The organism is Methanosarcina vacuolata Z-761 (assembly GCF_000969905.1).
GTDB classification, from domain to species: domain Archaea; phylum Halobacteriota; class Methanosarcinia; order Methanosarcinales; family Methanosarcinaceae; genus Methanosarcina; species Methanosarcina vacuolata.
Window position 1 is genome coordinate 2,838,146 of sequence record NZ_CP009520.1, and the last position, 18,937, is coordinate 2,857,082.

Genomic DNA, 18,937 nt, shown 5'->3' on the forward strand with positions numbered 1-18,937 from the left:
TCGAAGAAATTCAAATTGAGAAATAAATAGTACAGGAGGAATTAAAGTGCAACATACAAAATTCACATATTAACACAGAAAACCAGTAGTTGAAGCCTCAAACTAACTACAATATGAGCTCGATGAGCGTACTTGAAAAAGATACTCCAAAAGAAACTATGGATAATTTGTAAACCTTTGGTGTGAAAGAATAATGAACAGGCAAATAAATTGGGAAACCATTCGAAATATATCTTTAACAACCGCGTTGATTGTACTCCCAATACTTTTGTTCTTTGGATCTTTTATGATTGGCAGATATCCAGTATCTCCCATGGATGTAATACTGTCTATTGTATCGGTTTTTGTGCCGATCACCACAAATTTGGATTCAACCATTTATACAGTAGTTTGGGATATACGTCTGCCACGTATAATAGCTGCGATGATTGTGGGTGCAGCTCTCTCAATCTCAGGTGCTTCTTTTCAGGGGACTTTCCAGAACCCACTGGTTTCTCCAGATATCCTGGGCGTTTCATCAGGTGCAGGTTTCGGAGCTGCAATAGCTATTTTGTTCAGTTTTTCCGCAGTAATGATTCAGGCTACAGCCTTTTTATTCGGCCTTGTTGCAGTTATCCTCACTTACTCTCTCAGCAAAAGACTTAGGGGTAATAGTATTTTGGTGATGGTGCTGGGAGGGATAGCTATCGCAGCACTCTTTTCTGCCCTCATTTCGTGTATCAAGTACCTTGCAGATCCTGACAGCAAACTGCCAGAAATAGTATACTGGCTTATGGGTAGCCTCTCTGCAGTTAACAGTAACAATGTCTTGATGATAGTAGGGCCTGCTCTGCTCGGATTCACAGCACTACTGCTTATTGGATGGAGAATTAACGTTCTTTCAATGGGGGATGATGAAGCGCGTTCACTGGGCGTAAACACAGAAAAAATGAGGTTGCTGGTAATTTTTTGCTGTACGTTCTTAACAGCTTCCGCTGTAAGCATAAGTGGCATCATTGGCTGGGTGGGCCTTGTAGTACCTCACGCGGCCAGGATGATCGTGGGCCCGGATCACAGAAAGCTTTTGCCTGCAAGCATTTCACTGGGGGCTACTTTCCTTCTGCTGGTTGATGATGTGTGCAGAACAGCCACATCCATTGAAATTCCTCTGGGAATACTAACAGCCATAATAGGAGCACCCGTTTTCATATACTTACTCCAAAAAGGCTACGAGGGATGGTCATGAGCAATATTATGGATATTAAGAATGCAGAGTTCTCTTACAATGGAAAGAAAAGCGTCTTCAAAAACGTGAATCTCTCAATAGAGGAGGGAGACGTCTTATGTATTCTGGGGCCTAATGGAACCGGAAAATCTACTTTAATTAAATGTATGAACAGCCTGCTTAAACTGAAAAGCGGCGAGATATTACTGAAAAATAAGAGTATTTATTCAATGAAAGAAACCGAACTTGCAAAAATCATCGGATATATCCCACAATCAAATAGTTCGATTTTTGCGTTTTCGGTTTTCGATATAGTTCTGATGGGCAGAACTCCCCATTTGAGTTTAACGTCTGTTCCCGGAACGAAAGATTATAAAATTGCTGAAGAGGCCCTGAAAGGTCTTGGAATCTTGCATCTAAAGAATAAAATCTACACTGAAATCAGTGGCGGTGAAAGACAGCTTGTTTTAATGGCAAGAGCAATAGCTCAACAGCCCGAAATCCTTCTCCTCGACGAACCAACATCCCATCTGGATTTTGGAAACCAGATACGAACTCTCAAAGTCATAAAGGAATTGTCCAAAACTGGACTATCAGTTGTAATGACTTCACATTTTCCAGACCACGCCTTCTTATCCTGTAATAAAGTAGCCATCATGAATCAGGGAACAATTATGGAAACCGGAAAACCGGAAATTGTTGTCACTGAACATAATATGAAACAGGCCTATGGAATAGATGTCAAAATTCTGGATGTAAATGAGCATAGGAGAGCATGTATTCCTATGCAAATACAAGAATCACACATGAATATAGGCTGTTCCTGATCTGAGGTATAATAGCAAGAAAAATAATAGCAAGAAAATTTGAGGTGATTGAATGGATAAAAGGGGTGTAATGGCAGTTGTTGTGGTTATTTCAATCCTTGCAATAGTATCTGCTGCTATACATGTAGGTCATAGTAACACAAAATCTGACCAAGGTAGTGATATCGGGTCGGAGAAATACGTTCAGATAACAGATCAGGAAGGAAGAGTCGTAACTATACCGGCAAATGTGACTCGTGTGGCTGCTATTTCGGGTCAGGCATACGAAAAATTGATATTGTTGAATCAAACCGACAAGATCGCAGTGACGATGTCTGCGTGGACCAATTTGCCCTGGTCATCTAGGATAGCTCCGCAGCTGAAAGGTATCCCTATAGAAGACGATCCAAATGTTGAAGATCTGATGAGCAAAAAAGTACAGGTAGTATTTTGTCGGTCATATGATGGTACTAAGGAGAAACTGAACTCAACCAATATAGCTGCTGTAGTCACTCAGAAAAACTCAGGAAATCCTGATAACGTAGACTCATTCGTGAAATATGTGAAGCAGGAAATCGCGCTTTATGGTGAAGTAATGGGCCCTGATGCAAAAAAGACTGCTGATAAATGGGGTGCATACTTTGATCAGAAAGTGAATTATGTGACATCAAGAACTGCGAACCTTACAGATAGTCAGCGACCAACAGTGTACTATGCCAGAGATGCGACGACAACACAGGGTAAAAACTCTTATCCGCAGTTTTACGTGGAAATGGCTGGCGGTAAATATCTTTCTGGAGATACGGAAGGAATTGAAACAATTACACCGGAGCAGCTACTTGTATGGGATCCTGACGTAATCTTTGTAGGTCGAGTTAACAGTACGGATATAATTATGAATGATTCTAAATTTAGCAATCTGGAAGCTGTGCAAAATAACAAAGTATACCTCTGCCCACTGGGGATCGTCTACTGGGACTATGGCGCTGAAGGGGTGTTGCTTATGGAGTATTTTGCCAAAACCCTGCATCCAGACTTATTTGAAGACCTGAACATGACCAATGAAGTCAAAGATTACTATTCGAGGTTCTACCACTACAACCTGACCGATGATGAGGCAAACAGGATACTGCAGCATTTGCCGCCTGCCAGCACTTAACATGACAAATAGAGGAAAGTTTGTCAGATTTACAGTTTAAAAATAGGATAAGGAACTGGAAAGGTAACTAAAAAGAACAACAAGAGGAGTGAAATATTGTGGAAAATAGGTGTTCTTTAGATTTCTCCACAGAAAGAGATGACTATATGTGTGAAACCGAACTGTGCAGCGGTGAACTTTCGCCTGGAGAATTTGATTTTATTGGGAGAATTCCGGTTCCATTAAAATACACTTTCAAAATCCGACTAAATTGCTATTTTCCTATGGGTGGAGGAAGCGGTTATTTGCCCTTAAATTCATGCGCATAATGATTTCGGCCTGGCCGTAGCAAATACCCTGGCAGCATATAAAGCGGGAGCAAAGTTTGCAAGTGTAACTGTAACAGGGCTTGGAGAACGTGCTGGAAATGCCTCAATGGAAGAGACCGCAGTTTCATTAAAACATTTTTATAACTACGATTGCGGAATTGAGCTTGAAACTTTGCCGTCTCTGGCTGAAATGGTCTCAAAAGCCAGCGAAAGGGCATTGTTTCCATATAAACCATTAGTGGGGTCGTTAGCGTCTAATCTGTTTTAGGTACAATATAATTTAGAGTCTTTCGATTAATTTCACATACTTTTTTAAAATTAAAATATTACAATATAATTTAGAGTCTTTCAATTAACTTCACACACTTTTTTAAAATTAATATATTATAAGTTTATATTTTTGCTCGCGCTTTGCTTTTTTCGATGAGCTACAAGTCCACCATCATTAAGTATCTCAAGCAGGAAATCCGGCAATTTGTTCCCTTTAAATATGTCTCTATCTGAAACCGTAACTTCACCTTTGGCCAGATCAACTTTAACTTTATCTCCTTCCTGGCACTCAATATCAACCTCTATGAGAGGTAGCCCGATATTGATCGCATTTCTGAAAAAGATTCTGGCAAAAGACTTTGCTATAACACATGATACTCCTGCATATTTCAAAGCAAGAGGAGCCTGTTCTCTTGAAGACCCACAGCCGAAGTTAGTGCCTGCAACAACGATATCTCCAATCCTGAACTTTTTTGTAAATTCCTGATCAATTCCTTCCATTGCATGAGCTGCAAAGATCTGTACATCTTTGCTCCGCAAATACTTGCCCGGGATTATTTCATCAGTATTAACGTTGTCTCCGAATTTCCAGACCCGGCCTATAATAAGACTCACAGTCACACCTCACCTGAAAAGTAATTTTCGTTAATGTTTCAATAATTTAGTAGCTGTCCACTTATTTACTGTAACTGTCCACCTGTTTACTTATTCTGAGGTCTTGAACACAAAGCTAAAAGGCTGAGTTGTTTAATGTATCTCAACCTTACAAAACAACCTGATACCTCTAAAGGACCAAAGTTTTCACTAAAGTTTCTATTAATCTGGAGCCTGTGCATTCAAAATTTTTTGAACATCCTCATCTGTAAGCTCGTAATCAAAAAAGGTCTTGTAGAACCACTTTGTTTCATTATTTATATCAATGGATTGAAACATATCCGGATTGATGGTTTTTGCAGCCCATTGAATCTGAAGCGCTTCTTCTGCTCCGGCTCGACTCCATATAAATGCTCCCTCCGGATTAAGATATACCCTGTTATTTTGAACTGCTTTAACCTTCTTCCAGGACTCGCTATTCATTATCTTCTCTTTTTCTTCAGATTTGGCGTTCACGCCAAGAATAATCACATCAGGATTCCACTTCAAGATTTGTTCCATTGAAACTTCCTGCATAATACCGCCTTTTACTTCTTCAGCAGCATTGATGCCTCCTGCAGCTTCAATCCAATCACTTATGATATTTCCGCCGCCATCTACGCATAAAGGTGATAGTGATACGAGATGGAGAACTTTTGGTCTTTCGTTGTAAGGTATTCTGGATGAAATATTTCTTACCGATTCCAATTTGCTATCAAGGTATGCATTATATTTTTGTGAACGTTCTAAAGCCTCTTTGTCTCCCAAAACATTCGCGGTATCTGAAAAACATTTTTTCATAGAATCGAAGTCTGTAAAACTTACTTCTACAACAGGAACTTCAAGAGCGGATACTTTCTCGATATTTTTATCTCTGCTTGGCATGAAAACAACATCTGGCCTGGTAGCAAGCAAAGCTTCCACATCATATGTTGGGCTGAGTGTTACAGCATTATAATAGGCCGGGCAAACTTTATACGCCCATGGTCTTGTTTTGGGGCTGAACATGGTTGCAACAATCCTGTCATCAGCTCCGAGCATAGCCAGCACTTCATTGTGTCCCATCCAGGTATCTGCAACTCTTTCTACTTTTAAAGGAACTGTTACCTGTCTGCCTGCCGAATCAGTAACAATTCTAGTTTCCCCGCTTTTATCGTTTGAAGTGGATACGTTTGTTGCATTTTCCACATTTTTATCGTTTGAAGTGGATACATTTGTTGCATTTTCCACATTTATATCGTTTGAAGTGGATACCCCTATAGTATTATCCTGTGCCACCTGACTGATTTTTTCTCCCGTACAGCCGGTGAAAACTAATACTGCCGTGATTGCAACAAATAGAATAACTATTGTTTTATTGTTCATCCAGGTACCTCTTTTTATTTTTAGAATACAGCAATAATTTTCCAGTCAAATATCAGTGGCAAAGGTACTCTTGACATAGCATCCGCTATCATCAAAAGGATACCTCTTAATATGGCAGCTTATTACTGTCTGGAATCAGGAAAAATTATTGACTTAAGATAATGCTGTAGAATGTAGGCTAATTTTTTTCATTTGTTTTTGCTTTCTCATGGTTTGCAAATACTTTAATCCCCTCTCAACGGTGTAACAATATTCAACGCACTCGATTCCGAATTCCCCAAGCTTTTTTTGTGCACCCAGGCCTATTTTCATCGAAAGCACAGCATCACAATCAGAGATAGTTTCTATTGCTTCTTTTTTTCCACGATATCCATTGTTAAGCTTGTTACCTCCATTGCAGTACTTCTTTGTCGAGCGTATTTCGAGAAACTTATAGTCCTCACCATTAATCTCAAAAATCATAAAATCGGTTGCTTGCCCAAAGTGCTGGTCAACAAGTTTTCCACTTGTTGAAGTAACTGCCACCTTGAATTTTTCAGAGCTCTGTTTTTCTACCTCATTTAAAGTTGTACATTCAGTGTCCATATTACAAGCTCCATTTTTTAGCTAGTTACGAATACTCTTCCCAGTTAATGTGCTTTGAACGCAGAGCCATTTCCCAATCGTTTGCAACATTTTCCAAAAAGTTCAGCATGCCTTCATATCCGAAATATGCCCTGTTCAGGTAATTCTGCCGGTTTGTCGGGTTAAAAACGTCAAACACAAACTTTATCCCCAGTTCTTCAGCCAGATAATACTCCCAAGAAGAGCCGAATACAGCATCTACACAGTTCTCCGACAGCGATTGTTTTATCTGATATCCATCCGCCGAAAAGACAACCTTCGGGGAAATTCCCATATCGATAAGCTCATTTTCCAGCAACAACTGAGAGTCAGAAACAGGTGACCTGAACAGCAACAGCTCCGGAATCATTTCCAGCTCTTCAAATAACATTCTGGTCAGGCCTATTCCCATAGTTGCATCCGCAGAAACGGCTACTCTGCAGTTACGGTATCTGGGAATCATCATCAGACCCCTGCGTCTCAGCACATCGATGGCCATATCTTCTCCGTCTTTTATTATTGCCTCAACCTTTTCTTCAACGCCAAAGTAATTTCCCACTGCACGAAGCCATCTTGCAGTATTTTTAAGTCCTATCGGGAGTGGAATGTCCGATAGTATAAGCGGTATGTCGTGTACTTCCTGCATTTTTAACCCAAACTTATACCCCGCATCGTGGCTGAGAAGTATATTTGCCGATGCTAGCCCAGCATTATCCAGTTCTTCCAGAGACGTATCGTGAGGAAGTACGGCCTGAACTTTAATTCCTATTTTTTCAAGAGTTTCACGTACCCATTTCAAATCTGCCCACCATGTAGGGTTCAGGTTTGCCTGAGGCGCTATTAGGTTCACGCTATCCGGAATTTTTTCTTCCTGTCTTCGTATAAATGGAAATAATGCATTCAGTCCCAGTTCAATACCATCATAGAGGTTTCCTCGAAACCCTCCTGCCATCAAGGGAATAAGCTTCGCATTAATTTGCGGCTGGATATTTCTGCATAAACCCTCGATATCCTCACCAATGATATCAGCTGCACATGTACCGACTACGAATATCGCCCTGGTTTTAAATTTTGAATCAGCTTCTTTGATTAAGTTTTTCAGCTTGCTTGACGCGCCCATAACCACATCAGTTTCAAAAAGCCTGGTGCATGCAACTTTTCTTTTCGTAAAATCAATTTCATGGACATCATAGGCTGCCGAAACCGTTGAAGAACAGCCTTGCGGGGAATGTATGACAATACTAATGTCTTTGATGCCAGCCAGCACTCCGGTGGCGCCTTCAAGAGCACATCCGACCATAGGGTCTTTGCTATGGTTGCAGTTATCGAATTTTAACTCATCATACATTTGCCTCTCTCCCTTCCTGCATAAACCGTGCAATCCGGCAAATCCTGAGCCAGCTTCGGTGTAAGGGACTGGGCTGAACATAGCCCGGAATTTTCAGGGAATACCATTTTTTTCGTTACCCAGCTACGCGGTCTGAATGAGTACTCAAGAGCAGTGCAGATACATTTAGCTACCTTTAAAGCTCCTCTATAACCAAATCTGGGGCGGTTTAATATGGCATTTAAATCAACTACTGGAATATTCGGAAAGCTCATTGATGATCCAAAATATACCGTAGTCTCAGGATTCAGGTCTCCCAGATATTCCATAAGCTCATTTTCGGTCTGGACCATTGCCTCATATTTTCCAAAGGCAAGTGTACCTTTTGTGATCAGTATTTCCGGATCAAGCCCGGTCTCTAAGAGGTAATCAATACTTGTTTCTCTTGCCTGCGTACTCCAGGGATGAAAATTGTATATAACCGCCCTCATACCAAAATCGCGTTCGAGCATATGAGCAATTGACAGCGATTTTATCGCATCATGCCCTTCAACAATTGCCAGCTTGCCTGCAAGGTATTTTTTTGCCTCTTCAAACTCTATGCGGATGGCTCCATATTCTCTTTTGATCAGTTCTTCCGCTTCATTTTCCAGATGTAAATGCTTTGCTGCTTCTCTCAGCCACCTCTCAGTTGCGCTTATACCATACGGAAGAATAGTGGAGTTCAAAGGAGTATTAAACTGGTCAAGCATCTCTCTTCCTATCGCATACCCCAGATCAAGGCAAAGGGTACAATTTACAGCTACACTGGGAGCCTGTTTTATTTCTTCCAGTGAACAATTGCCTGCTATTACGGCATTTACACTTGCGCCCATGCTTTCGATTAACCGCCTCAACTCTTTAACATCAGTTTCAATCTCCGTCCTCTCAGGACCCATTTTGCCCCCTACGATGTTGACGGAGTTGGCAAGCCTTGATCTGCTTTCCGAATCAGGCTTATCCATAAGCTGAACAATCTGCCTGAAAACCAGGTCAAACCCACTCCTGTACTCTCCCGCAAAGCCTTCGCAGTGAATGGCCATGATTTCGGCATTAATTTTGGGCTTGATTTTATTCACTATGGCGTCTACATAATCTCCAATTATTCCGGTGGCACAGCTTGTTGCTACGAAAATAACGTCAGGCTTATACTTTTTGTCCACCTCCAGTATGGCGCCTTTCAGTTCCTTTTCGCCACCGTATACAATGGCTTTTTCATCAATATTTGTAGTAATAATGGATTCGTATGGAGAACCACTATTTCTACAATTTGTTAGTTTGTAAGCCTGTTTTACTCCAAATGCGCAGCCACTTGGTCCATGAGCAATAACGATAGTATTTTTAATGCCGCTTAAGATTTTCATTGCCGTCCAGAATTTACAGGGACGGGTATGGCTGCCCTGTAGTTTAGTTTCAATTTTCCCTTCTTTAGCCAATTGATAAAGCTCGCTTAAATGCCCAAAAAACACTACACTTTCGTTAGCAATGCCGACCATATTCCCCTCTATGTTTCTAGTTCATGAAATTGGTTTCAACCAAAAAATAAAAAATTTGTTGATCGCGTTAGCTACAACTTTACGCCATCAAACAGGATATCCAGGCAATTACTGCTCCGAAAACCGCTACAGAAGATAGCGTAGTTATATTTAGATCGTGCTTTTTACTTAGTTTTCCTTTATCGATTGCAGTTCCATAATTCTCGGAAATGATCGTGACCAACAGGTTTCCTACGACATAAAGGATAACACCAGCACTAAGCGCCATAAGCGGTTTTGTGATGCTTTCAGGGATGGGTATAACCGCACCGACTGGAATTAACAATGCGATCAAAGCTGCAATTGCAAACCTGGTTTTGTCCTCTAATTCGTCCAGTAATGAAAAGGAGACCATTCCTTCTGGGAGTTTGTGCAGAACCGCTCCGACTGCTAAAATCGGAGAAATCGGTCCGAACTCAGTGGTTATAATCACGCCTTCTGCAATGTTGTGAATCGCTAATCCTAAAACGGCTGAATACTTTCCGACACTTTTTGTGTAGAATCCTGCAGCAAACATTGCAATGAACCCGATCGCGACCAGCCAGTATCCTGCTGAAAAATCTTCGGTAGCATCCGGGATGATATCCAGAAGGACAACTGCAATGGCAAAGCCAAGTCCAAGACAGGTCAATAACGTCCTTTTCACAGAATCTTCGGTTTTAAAATAAATTAAAGCTCCCAACAATTCCGCTATGACAAATGCTGCAACTACCAGATAATTCTCCATTTTTTGCCTCCTTTCATTTACCAGACATTAATTATCCATTCTCTGTCATGCTTACTTTCCATGGATGCAAAAATCGTATTGGCAATTGTTTCAGCTAACCATTCTGCTCCTTTGTATCCGATTACTGGATATTTCCACAGCCCTGCCCTGTCAAAGGTTGGGAAGCCTACCCTGACCATGGGGATATCATTGTCTATAGCAATGTAGCGTCCTTTTGAATGCCCCAAAATCAAATCAACGTCTATGGATTTGTTCTTGATACGGCTTTCCAGTTCCCATAAATCAGCGTTCCAGATAGTCTTTATATCGCAGTTTGCTTTCTCTTCAAGTGCTTTGAGCCTTGGGTCGCTTTTATACAGCGTATTATCATCACCTAAAAGCAAAAGCACAGGCTCAAGTTCACATTCCAGACAAAACTGCGCAAGACCGAAGACAAGATCCGGATTGCCGAAAATGGCTACTTTCTTATTCGCGAAAAACATATGGGCAAGGTCTACAATCGCATCTATCGCTTTTCCGCGTTCGATAACCAGTGATTCGGGTATTGGATTGCCGGTAAGCTTGCTGATATTTTCAAGAAAGATATCGGTGTTGCTTATGCCTATAGGAGTTGGCGTAACAATTGAAGGCACGCCGAATTTGTCTTTTAAATATGTTGCAGCATTTGCTCCCTCATAACGGCTTAATGCAATTGACCCGAGAGCATTGGCAGAGTCGGCTATTTCCTCAATTGTTGTATTTCCATATGCGAATGCCGATTTGTCAGGCATAACAGGAGCATCAAAGGTCTCTGTGTCCAGAAGTATATTTCCGTCAACCTGCATCTCAGATAATATATGCTTAATTTCAGAAACATCTCCCGGATTGACCCAACCAGTGAATATATTCAGCTTTCCGGAAGGTTCATCTTTTTTTGCAAGAGCTTTTACAACCGAGCTAATGGCCGTATCGTAACCTGTCACCTGGCTACCGCTGTAGCTTGGAGTATGCACAGCTATAAGCTTCACATCTCTGTCAGGATGCTTTTCTTCAATTATCGTATTTACTTTCCGGATTATACCTTCAATATCGTCTCCAATTGTTTCGGTAGAGCAAGTAGTTATGATAGGTATGATCCTCAGCTGAGGGTACCTCGCAATAAGCGTTTCAACCGCTTCTTCTACCCTTATCGAGCCCCCGAAAACGGCGGCGCTTTCATGTAGAGACGAAGACGCAATGTCAAAATTTTCTTTAAAATGCTGAGCGAACAATAACCTGACAAACATGCTGCAGCCCTGACCGCCATGTACAAGCGGAATGCAATCCTTTATACCAATTCCCACAAATTGGGCACCTGCAGGCTGACAGGTATACATCGGATTAATTATTCCTGTTCGCTCTTTCAACATCAGCTCACACGACATCTTTTTTACCGCCTTTTATTTAGTAATTTGACAAGTTCAGTTCGCAGTTACGTGACTTTTTTACAGTAATATAGAGCAATCTTTTTTTGACGCCTTCAATTAATTCCAGTACTCCTGATTTGTCAAGTTCGGAGATCCAGGGGATCTTTTTCTGAAGATCAGCAGCAAGGATTTTTGCATCGGAATAAAACGCTTTATCTGCCGGAGTTACAAGATTTATTTTATCTCCGTTCAGAATTTTACCGGTCATTGTCATAATACCTTCAATGTTTTCCTCTCTGTCCCAGCTTCTTGAAAAAAACTGCCATAAACACTGTTCCTGGATAAGAGCCGTAACTTCCCCTATTTTTTCATTCATGACTCCTGCACCACACTAGGATCTTTTTCAGCTAAACTCCACATCGGAGAATCCACCACTCTTGGATCCTTTCCAGCTAAACCCCACATCGGAGAATAAATCGCGTTATACATATCTCTCGCCATGTTTACTGCGCCTTCAAAGCCCATGTATGGGCCGTTGTGATATGCATGTCCGTTAATGTATGGAATGTGCAGTTTTTTGACCAGGTCTCCAACTCTGGGCCCGGTTAAAATCAGGTCTGCATGGATACTCTCCAGTACTTCGAAAAACTCAAGCTCATTTCCATCATCAATATAAATCGTACCGACCCGTCCCCTGGCAATAACCTTTTCAAAGTCCTCCTGATGACCGAATTTAGATGACATGGCGACAACTTCCATGCCCAGGTCGTCTTCAAGAGCTTTTGTCCAGTGCCACAGTCTTGGCCCCCCAGTCCAGATACAGATCTGTTTTCCTTTGAGCCGTTCCTTATACCAGTTAAGTTTTCCTTCGTATTTTGCAACCTCTTCTGCAATTACTTCTTCAGCTTTATCTTCCAGTCCAAAAAAAGATCCTATCTTTCTCAGTGCTACCTTAATGTACTCAAAACCCCAGGTATCGACATCCATTCTTGGAATGTCATATACTCTCTTAAGTTCGTTGGCTATATATCCTGCAGAACGCGCACAGTTGACCACATTAAGCTTTGCTCTATGCATGCAGCGCAATTGATCATAGGTTACGTTTCCGGTAAAATGTGCAATGACCTGTATGCCCATTTTATCAAGATACTTTTGCAGTACGTAGGTATCACCCTGAATATTGTAGTCACCGATGACATTAATTGTATATTGACTTGTAATTTCAGGTTCCAGCGTTCCGACTTTATCCCTCATCCAGCCGATATTCAGTTCATGATGTCCTTTTGACTGGCTGACACCAGCAAATCCCGGACATTCTACAACGAATATATCGACATCTCCAAGTTCTTCCTCAATCTCACGACATACTGCTTTGGGGTTGTCTCCTATCAATGCGGTTGTACAGGTAGTGTAAACAAACATTCTCTTTATTTCTGGAAATTCTTTGAAAGCTTCCTTGATTGCTTTTTTGAGCTGTTTTTCAGCCCCGAAAACAATATGTTTTTCTTTTGTGTCTGAAGACCAGATATATTTTAATTGAAAGTTGTCATTGTCGCTGGGATACCTTTTCGTGTGCCAGGTATCATATGCACATCCTACCGGTCCATGTATCATTTGAATACAGTCTTTAATTACTCCACCAATAACGAGTTTTGCTCCGCAATAGCTGCAACCCCTTTCTGATAATGATCCGGGTATTGTTTCTATATTTGAGAGTGGGAGAAACTGAGTTGTGTCTTCTCCTTCTTCTTTTATGTAAACATGGTTCTGGCGCTCCGGTATGCATTCATCGCAACAGAATAGTTTTAACGGCATTTTACAGGCCTCGTATCTGTTTATTTTAAAGCTAGTTCTCCTTTTTCGCCAGTCCTGATCCGAATAACATCGTCAATGGACTCGACAAAAATCCTTCCGTCACCAATCTGGGCAGTCTGATTGACTTCAATAATGGTTTTAATCACCAAATCCACATCTTCGTCACTTACAACTACGCTCAGAAGTCTTTTGGGTATGTATTTCATACCGGTACTGTACCTTTTCGCAAGCAGCTTTGGTTGTATTCCAAAATTGAGCTCTCCCGAGATGCCTCTTTGCTTGCCTTTTCCTAAAACTGGAATTGCCGTCATTGCAGGAAAGCCGATTTTATCCAAAGCGTCTTTCGTAGCAGACATCTTGTTAGGTCTGACAATCGCAGTAACTTCTTTCATACGGAACCCTCCAGGTGTTCAAAATTTCCGGCTTTCAGAATTACTACTCATAATCCCTTTTCACCCGAGCTAATTGTGTATGCATCTTCAACCGTACTCACAAAGATTTTTCCATCCCCCATGTTGCCGGTATATGCTTTTCCGGAAATTATTTTTATTACCTCATCAACTGCCTCATCTTCTACTGCCATCATGATCATTGTTTTTGCGAGCTCATCGTAATGTACATCCCCGACAGTGATCCCTTTTTGTTTTCCTCTTCCAAAGACATTTATTTTCGTAAGGGAGTAATAACCGGCTTCTGCAAGTCCGTCGGTTACTTCTTCAGTCCATTCAGGACGTACTATGGCACGGACCATTTTCATTTCTCATTTCTCCTTGAATTAATCCATTAGACCATATCTTGCGACCATTTTCTCCAGCTGGTCAATACTCAAGGGTTTTGGAATCACAAACATGTCATTCTCTAAGATTTTCCTGGCGAGTTCCTTGTATTCAAGCGCCTGGTTGCATTTCGGGTCGTACTCTATAACCGTCTTTTTATTGAACTCCGCTTTTTGGACAATATTGTCACGCGGTACAAAATGTATGAGCTGCGTTCCCAGTGCAGAGACAAACTCTTCCATCATTTCCAGCTCATTATCCACCTTACGACTGTTGCAAATAATTCCTCCCAGCCTCACCCCGCTTTGTTCGGCATACTTCAACAGGCCCTTACAGATGTTATTTGCAGCATAAGTCGCCATCATCTCTCCAGAAGCAACTATGTATACTTCCTGGGCTTTTCCTTCTCGAATAGGCATTGCAAAACCGCCGCAGACAACATCGCCCAATACGTCAAAGTGAATAAAATCAAGATCTTCAGAATAGGCTCCCATTTCCTCCATGAGATTAATTGCAGTAATAACTCCCCGGCCAGCACAGCCAACACCGGGCTCTGGGCCGCCGGACTCAACGCATTTTATTCCATCAAAACCTGCATTGATGACATTTTCAGCTGTCACAGCATCCTCGCCAAGCTCCCTTAGAGTATCCATTATCGTAGTTTGAGCTACTCCACCGAGCACAAGACGAGTACAGTCCGCTTTGGGGTCACACCCGTGAATAAAAACTTTTTTGCTATGATAATATGCCATAGCAGCTGCAGTATTTTGTTGAGTGGTGGACTTTCCGATTCCACCCTTTCCATAGAAAGCAATTTTTCTTGTCATTTTACACTCCTTCAGTATTTACGCAAACATTGCCCAGAAACTCATTTGCTTCTTTGAACTTAGTATCTTGAGCATCCATTTAAATTTTTAAACAAAGTTGTCGGATCTTTTATGTTGCCTACCCAAATTTATACATAATAAATTATTTTTATATGAAATGTGTTTATTTTCACACAACGCCTCTTTTTGCCTGTGTTCTTGTATTGTGTACTCCACCATATAAAATTTAAATTATTTTTTGCAGTTGATATGTTTAGATAAACATAACATCCATTTATTAAGCGGAATACAGCTTCTTATTTCCTATCTAATTGTATATATATATATATTTTCATTGGCCTAAATACAAAGAATGTTATTAAAAAAGAAATACATAGCAAAATTATATAAATAGTTATTACTGCAAAAACGATATCAATTGCTAGATATTCTCCCCAAATTAAAGAACAAATTCCAGCTTAAAGATAAAATTAAGGTTATATTTATGAACGTTAAATATTGTTTTATGACTGAGAACTCCAATTGTAAGAAGCAACTTATAAGGATCTAAAATCTCGAACCGTTATGTATAAATATGCATAACGGTCAAACCATTAAATTATAGTAATGCGGTATTTTGACACAAAAATAGAAGGACCATTACAATGTTGAATCCTGGTACATACCGCCTTGATAAAATATAGTATCAATATGCAAGAATAGACATAACGCTTAGAACTTAAAAAATGAATAATGATGGTGTTTTAAACATAAAAAAGGTTAAAGCAACAAGTTGTAAAAAAACAAACACAGTTTTTCCGGAAAGGAATGTTAATTCAAAAACGCCCAAGTTAGGAAAACTTCAAATTATACGCGAAACTGGAAAACGAAAAGATATTTCCTGCCATATAGTTCAGGATGGCTCCGGCTTCATTGTGGTATTATTTGAGGGAGGTTAAATGCAATGCAATGTATGCGAAGTCAGGTGCGAAATCGATAAGCATAGTATGGGCAGATGTGGCACTTATGTAAGCACTGGCAATACTGTAATCCAGTACCCTGATATGGGATATCTGGGAGCACTTCCGGTTTCAATAGAAGCAGTTCCTTTACTTCATTTCTATCCATCAGGCAAGTTCCTGCAAGTTTTCAGTACAGGATGTAATTTTCAGTGCCCTGGTTGTATGGCACGGATGCCAGCATCAAGTAGACCTTCGGTCCAGCAAGCCTCACTCAGGCCGTCCAAGATAGTAGAAAAGGCCTTACAACAGGAGTGTCTGGGCGTAATTTCAGCAATAAATGATCCTGTTGCTAATTACTATCTTTTCAGGGACCTTGCAGTACAGGCACAGGAAAAAAGTTTACTTGTAGGTTGTTCAACCAATTGTTATTTCACAAGTGAGACTTTAGAAGAGTTTGGACAGCTCGTTAACTTTGTAAACGTGGGAATTAAAGGTTATTCTGACAGGAGTTATAGAAATTGTGGAGTTAATTCATCAGCTCCTGTTTTTCGCAACATCTCCAGACTTTTTGACATGGGAGTACATGTTGAAACTTCAGTCGTTTATTCAAAGGGAAATGAGGATGATGTTATAAAAGTCGCAGAGGCAGTGTCTGAGATTTCTTCTAATATTCCGTTGCATGTCATGAGATTCCTTCCCTTTGGCTATGCTCCAATAGAACTGGAACCATCAGTGGGAGACGCAGAAAAAATATGTTCCGGCTTGCGCAGATATCTGGATTTTATCTACCTCTTCAATTCGCCAGGCACGGAACTATTAAACACATACTGTCCCGAATGTGGCAGTCTCCTGATAGAGCGGGAATTTCACAGGCCTTTTGGCTCCAGGCTTGTGAAACCATGGGTGAGTCACACATGTAGCTGCGGTGGCAGCATTCCAGTTCAGGGAAAAGCTTCCACTGAAAGTTTCAATGAAACAGGTTTCATGGACAGTTACAGTATAAGTCAGGATTTCAGTATGGTTCATGCAGTACTTACATGTCTGGGAGTACGGGATGATTATAAATTAATGGATGTCTGGGGTGAGGATAAATTAATGGATGTCTGGAGTAAGGTCTCAGACTCCAAAACCCTTACGCAAATACATAATATGATACGTCAGCCATATTCTTATCTTGAGTTCATCAGATTTATTGCTGAAATAGCTAATATGCCGGAAAAAGGAGAAGAACTTGTTTCTTTCATTCATAAGCGATTGAAAATTGTCCAGAATCTTTCAGCAGGAAAAAGCAGTTATAATGTGTATTACTGCATGGGATCTCCGCTCTTTGCCCTGAATGCCGGCAGAATGGAAAATAACCTTGTGACATTTTCCGGTGGTGTGAGTATCAATAAGCAGCTTCAAAAGGAAGGTAAACTGGGTGTAAATGTTTCCCCTTCCTTCATCAATAAGCACAATCCCGGGGTTATTTTTGTCTCCGGTTTCCTTTCTCGCCCTCTCGATGAGTTCTATGCTCTGTGCCAGAAATATGGAATACATGCCGATGCTGTGACACAGCATCGTGTCTATGAAATTCCGCCTTCCTGGGATTTCGGAAGCCCTCGCTGGATATTGGGATTATTGTATATAGCAGACAAGCTGCATCCCGGAAAACTTGGAGTTGACCTGAGAAAGGAAGCAGATGATTTTTATTTGCAGTTTTATGGTATGCGGTTTAAGGAAGCAAGACCTAACAGGTCTTTCCACAGGCCTTCCTCTGGCATTTGGCCACACACGCAAACACTGTATAATGACCTCAAAATAGAGATTCCAAAGCAGGGCTCTACTAAAAATTTCGGCAATGAGATTATTCAACCTTTTAACATCCTGCCAGCTTCTAAAATCAAGCTCAAAGGATGACTAAGTAATCGAACGAGTTTCTGATGATGAAATGATAGCTCCAAAGCTTTTGAGTTTGGAGGAAAAAATTGTACTCGAGCACTAATAGGTAGCGTTTCTGTAATTTAGGTTCGATCCTCTATCTGCACTCAAGAAGGAGAGGGGAATATGGTTTTGGGTATAAAATTTAATTAAATTTCATGCGTCTTCGGTTAAGTTAGGAATCGTAATAAATTGCGCCAATCCCCTCAACATTTATTAAATATTTAAATAAATTATGAGCTGGAACAGGATATCGATTTCATGTAAATAGGCCAAAATTTAAGGCCGGTTTCTAATGCAAAATCGATATTTTCAGGCAAGAAAATCCCTTAGCCGATGAACGATGAATTAAATTTAACTTTTTTCGTTCTGGAGAGCTAGATCCAGAACATTTTCGTATACTTCTTTACCCTCTATTTTTAAAATCCTGGCCGTTGACCTTTCAGTGGTAACGTTCCCATCTTGCTGCATATAAACATATGTCCCGTTTTCAATGCCCACGATTACAGAAGAGTCAGGGATTACATATATTCCAAAATAATCAGCAAGTGTCGGACTCTTGTCTATATCTACAGTCACGACTGTGGCTCTGCCTGCATAATCTGTTGCAACCTGAGCCAAAACAGGATTTAACTCCTGACACTCTTCACACCACTCAGCTCCGAGTTTCAAAAGAACTGGCCCTTTTTCGAGAGATGTGTTTATCTGATCCAGTTGGGTAATCTCTAAAACAGTACTGTTTTCCTGAGAATTTGTAGAATTTTCCTGTGCTTCCTGAGGACTCGTGACATTTGCCTTGCTATTAATACAGCCAGCTGTTAAGATTACAGCCGCAAGGAGAATCAATAGTATAACTGATTTATTCATATTTGTCGTCTACTATTACTGATTTTTTTTAAGCCCATAAAGGTTTTAAGACCTTAAAGGTGATACAGGTATAATATTCACACTGTTATATATATTGTATTTACATCAATTCTTTATTTAAACTATTTGGGTTACCATCTATCTATCTGTGTGTACTAAAATATGCCTCAAGGCACTAACAGCAGCACTTGTTTTCCTGGACATAAAAACGTTTGGTCTTTTGCTTAATTCTTTGGATTTCAGGTTTGAAAAAAAAGTAGTAGGTAAATCGCTAAAATCAACGACAAAACGGCTAGCTTTTGAACCTAAACGAGTCTTGACAACTTATTGTGTATTTCAAAAAACTAAAATTTAGCCCATAGTCCGAGGGATTAAATGACTACAGGAAAGTACTGAAATCATCTCTCCAAAAACACTTGAAGTAGAAAAT

At 40.5% G+C, this 18,937-nt stretch carries 20 protein-coding genes; 7 read left to right on the top strand and 13 right to left on the bottom strand.

Going from position 1 to position 18,937, the window contains the following annotated elements; all coding sequences use genetic code 11:
- The first annotated feature begins 193 nt into the window (after nucleotides 1–193).
- The 5 genes from MSVAZ_RS11725 to MSVAZ_RS19600 all read left to right on the top strand — a co-directional run bounded on the left by MSVAZ_RS11725 (nucleotide 194) and on the right by MSVAZ_RS19600 (nucleotide 3,745).
- Nucleotides 194–1,225 carry a FecCD family ABC transporter permease gene (locus MSVAZ_RS11725; RefSeq protein ID WP_048121181.1) on the top strand — a complete coding sequence of 344 codons (1,032 nt, stop codon included), beginning with the start codon at nucleotides 194–196 and terminating at the stop codon, nucleotides 1,223–1,225.
- Nucleotides 1,222–2,031 (top strand): ABC transporter ATP-binding protein, encoded by an 810-nt coding sequence (locus MSVAZ_RS11730; protein ID WP_048121183.1) that lies wholly within the window; start codon nucleotides 1,222–1,224, stop codon nucleotides 2,029–2,031. The genes MSVAZ_RS11725 and MSVAZ_RS11730 overlap by 4 nt, the downstream gene beginning before the upstream one ends.
- Nucleotides 2,032–2,083: 52 nt before the next feature.
- Complete coding sequence (locus MSVAZ_RS11735; protein ID WP_048121186.1) at nucleotides 2,084–3,169, top strand: ABC transporter substrate-binding protein; 1,086 nt, start codon at nucleotides 2,084–2,086, stop codon at nucleotides 3,167–3,169.
- A 98-nt stretch (nucleotides 3,170–3,267) separates the two neighbouring features.
- The gene (locus tag MSVAZ_RS11740; RefSeq protein ID WP_048121188.1) at nucleotides 3,268–3,477 is read left to right on the top strand and encodes a hypothetical protein; all 210 of its coding nucleotides are present in this window, start codon (nucleotides 3,268–3,270) and stop codon (nucleotides 3,475–3,477) included.
- Nucleotides 3,478–3,505: 28 nt separating this feature from the next.
- The gene (locus tag MSVAZ_RS19600; RefSeq protein ID WP_232316301.1) at nucleotides 3,506–3,745 is read left to right on the top strand and encodes a hypothetical protein; all 240 of its coding nucleotides are present in this window, start codon (nucleotides 3,506–3,508) and stop codon (nucleotides 3,743–3,745) included.
- 116 nt (nucleotides 3,746–3,861) lie between these two features.
- On the opposite strand, the gene MSVAZ_RS11745 is transcribed toward MSVAZ_RS19600, so the two are convergent.
- The 12 genes from MSVAZ_RS11745 to nifH all read right to left on the bottom strand — a co-directional run bounded on the left by MSVAZ_RS11745 (nucleotide 3,862) and on the right by nifH (nucleotide 14,779).
- On the bottom strand, nucleotides 3,862–4,362 hold the full coding sequence (locus MSVAZ_RS11745; RefSeq protein WP_048121190.1) for a LeuD/DmdB family oxidoreductase small subunit: 501 nt from the start codon (nucleotides 4,360–4,362) through the stop codon (nucleotides 3,862–3,864).
- A gap of 201 nt (nucleotides 4,363–4,563) precedes the next feature.
- Complete coding sequence (locus MSVAZ_RS11750) at nucleotides 4,564–5,745, bottom strand: ABC transporter substrate-binding protein (protein WP_052727966.1); 1,182 nt, start codon at nucleotides 5,743–5,745, stop codon at nucleotides 4,564–4,566.
- A 153-nt stretch (nucleotides 5,746–5,898) separates the two neighbouring features.
- On the bottom strand, nucleotides 5,899–6,330 hold the full coding sequence (locus MSVAZ_RS11755; RefSeq protein WP_048121192.1) for a NifB/NifX family molybdenum-iron cluster-binding protein: 432 nt from the start codon (nucleotides 6,328–6,330) through the stop codon (nucleotides 5,899–5,901).
- A gap of 25 nt (nucleotides 6,331–6,355) precedes the next feature.
- On the bottom strand, nucleotides 6,356–7,696 hold the full coding sequence (locus MSVAZ_RS11760) for a nitrogenase component 1 (RefSeq protein ID WP_048121195.1): 1,341 nt from the start codon (nucleotides 7,694–7,696) through the stop codon (nucleotides 6,356–6,358).
- Nucleotides 7,681–9,210 (bottom strand): nitrogenase component 1, encoded by a 1,530-nt coding sequence (locus MSVAZ_RS11765; RefSeq protein WP_048121197.1) that lies wholly within the window; start codon nucleotides 9,208–9,210, stop codon nucleotides 7,681–7,683. Before MSVAZ_RS11765 ends, MSVAZ_RS11760 begins: the two co-directional genes overlap by 16 nt.
- Nucleotides 9,211–9,289: 79 nt before the next feature.
- Nucleotides 9,290–9,976 (bottom strand): ZIP family metal transporter, encoded by a 687-nt coding sequence (locus MSVAZ_RS11770; protein WP_048121199.1) that lies wholly within the window; start codon nucleotides 9,974–9,976, stop codon nucleotides 9,290–9,292.
- Between the two features lie 17 nt (nucleotides 9,977–9,993).
- Nucleotides 9,994–11,379, bottom strand: coding sequence for a V-containing nitrogenase subunit beta (gene vnfK, locus MSVAZ_RS11775; RefSeq protein WP_048121201.1), 1,386 nt, complete (start codon nucleotides 11,377–11,379; stop codon nucleotides 9,994–9,996).
- A 19-nt stretch (nucleotides 11,380–11,398) separates the two neighbouring features.
- A complete protein-coding gene (vnfG, locus tag MSVAZ_RS11780; protein ID WP_048121203.1) occupies nucleotides 11,399–11,737 on the bottom strand; it encodes a V-containing nitrogenase subunit delta in 339 nt (112 codons plus the stop codon).
- Nucleotides 11,734–13,176 (bottom strand): nitrogenase vanadium-iron protein, alpha chain, encoded by a 1,443-nt coding sequence (vnfD, locus tag MSVAZ_RS11785; RefSeq protein WP_048121205.1) that lies wholly within the window; start codon nucleotides 13,174–13,176, stop codon nucleotides 11,734–11,736. The genes vnfG and vnfD overlap by 4 nt, the downstream gene beginning before the upstream one ends.
- A 20-nt stretch (nucleotides 13,177–13,196) precedes the next feature.
- Complete coding sequence (locus MSVAZ_RS11790) at nucleotides 13,197–13,568, bottom strand: P-II family nitrogen regulator (protein WP_048121207.1); 372 nt, start codon at nucleotides 13,566–13,568, stop codon at nucleotides 13,197–13,199.
- A gap of 47 nt (nucleotides 13,569–13,615) precedes the next feature.
- The gene (locus tag MSVAZ_RS11795; protein WP_048121209.1) at nucleotides 13,616–13,933 is read right to left on the bottom strand and encodes a P-II family nitrogen regulator; all 318 of its coding nucleotides are present in this window, start codon (nucleotides 13,931–13,933) and stop codon (nucleotides 13,616–13,618) included.
- 18 nt (nucleotides 13,934–13,951) lie between these two features.
- Nucleotides 13,952–14,779, bottom strand: a complete 828-nt coding sequence (gene nifH, locus MSVAZ_RS11800) for a nitrogenase iron protein (protein ID WP_048121211.1) — start codon at nucleotides 14,777–14,779, stop codon at nucleotides 13,952–13,954.
- A 725-nt stretch (nucleotides 14,780–15,504) separates the two neighbouring features.
- Here nifH and MSVAZ_RS11805 point away from each other — a divergent pair.
- Both MSVAZ_RS11805 and MSVAZ_RS11810 read left to right on the top strand, forming a co-directional pair.
- The gene (locus tag MSVAZ_RS11805; RefSeq protein WP_048121213.1) at nucleotides 15,505–15,717 is read left to right on the top strand and encodes a hypothetical protein; all 213 of its coding nucleotides are present in this window, start codon (nucleotides 15,505–15,507) and stop codon (nucleotides 15,715–15,717) included.
- Nucleotides 15,718–17,619 (top strand): radical SAM protein, encoded by a 1,902-nt coding sequence (locus MSVAZ_RS11810; protein ID WP_048121215.1) that lies wholly within the window; start codon nucleotides 15,718–15,720, stop codon nucleotides 17,617–17,619.
- A gap of 375 nt (nucleotides 17,620–17,994) precedes the next feature.
- Here the strand turns inward: MSVAZ_RS11810 and MSVAZ_RS11815 are convergent, their stop codons facing one another.
- Complete coding sequence (locus MSVAZ_RS11815) at nucleotides 17,995–18,507, bottom strand: thioredoxin family protein (protein ID WP_048121217.1); 513 nt, start codon at nucleotides 18,505–18,507, stop codon at nucleotides 17,995–17,997.
- Nucleotides 18,508–18,937 lie beyond the last annotated feature (430 nt).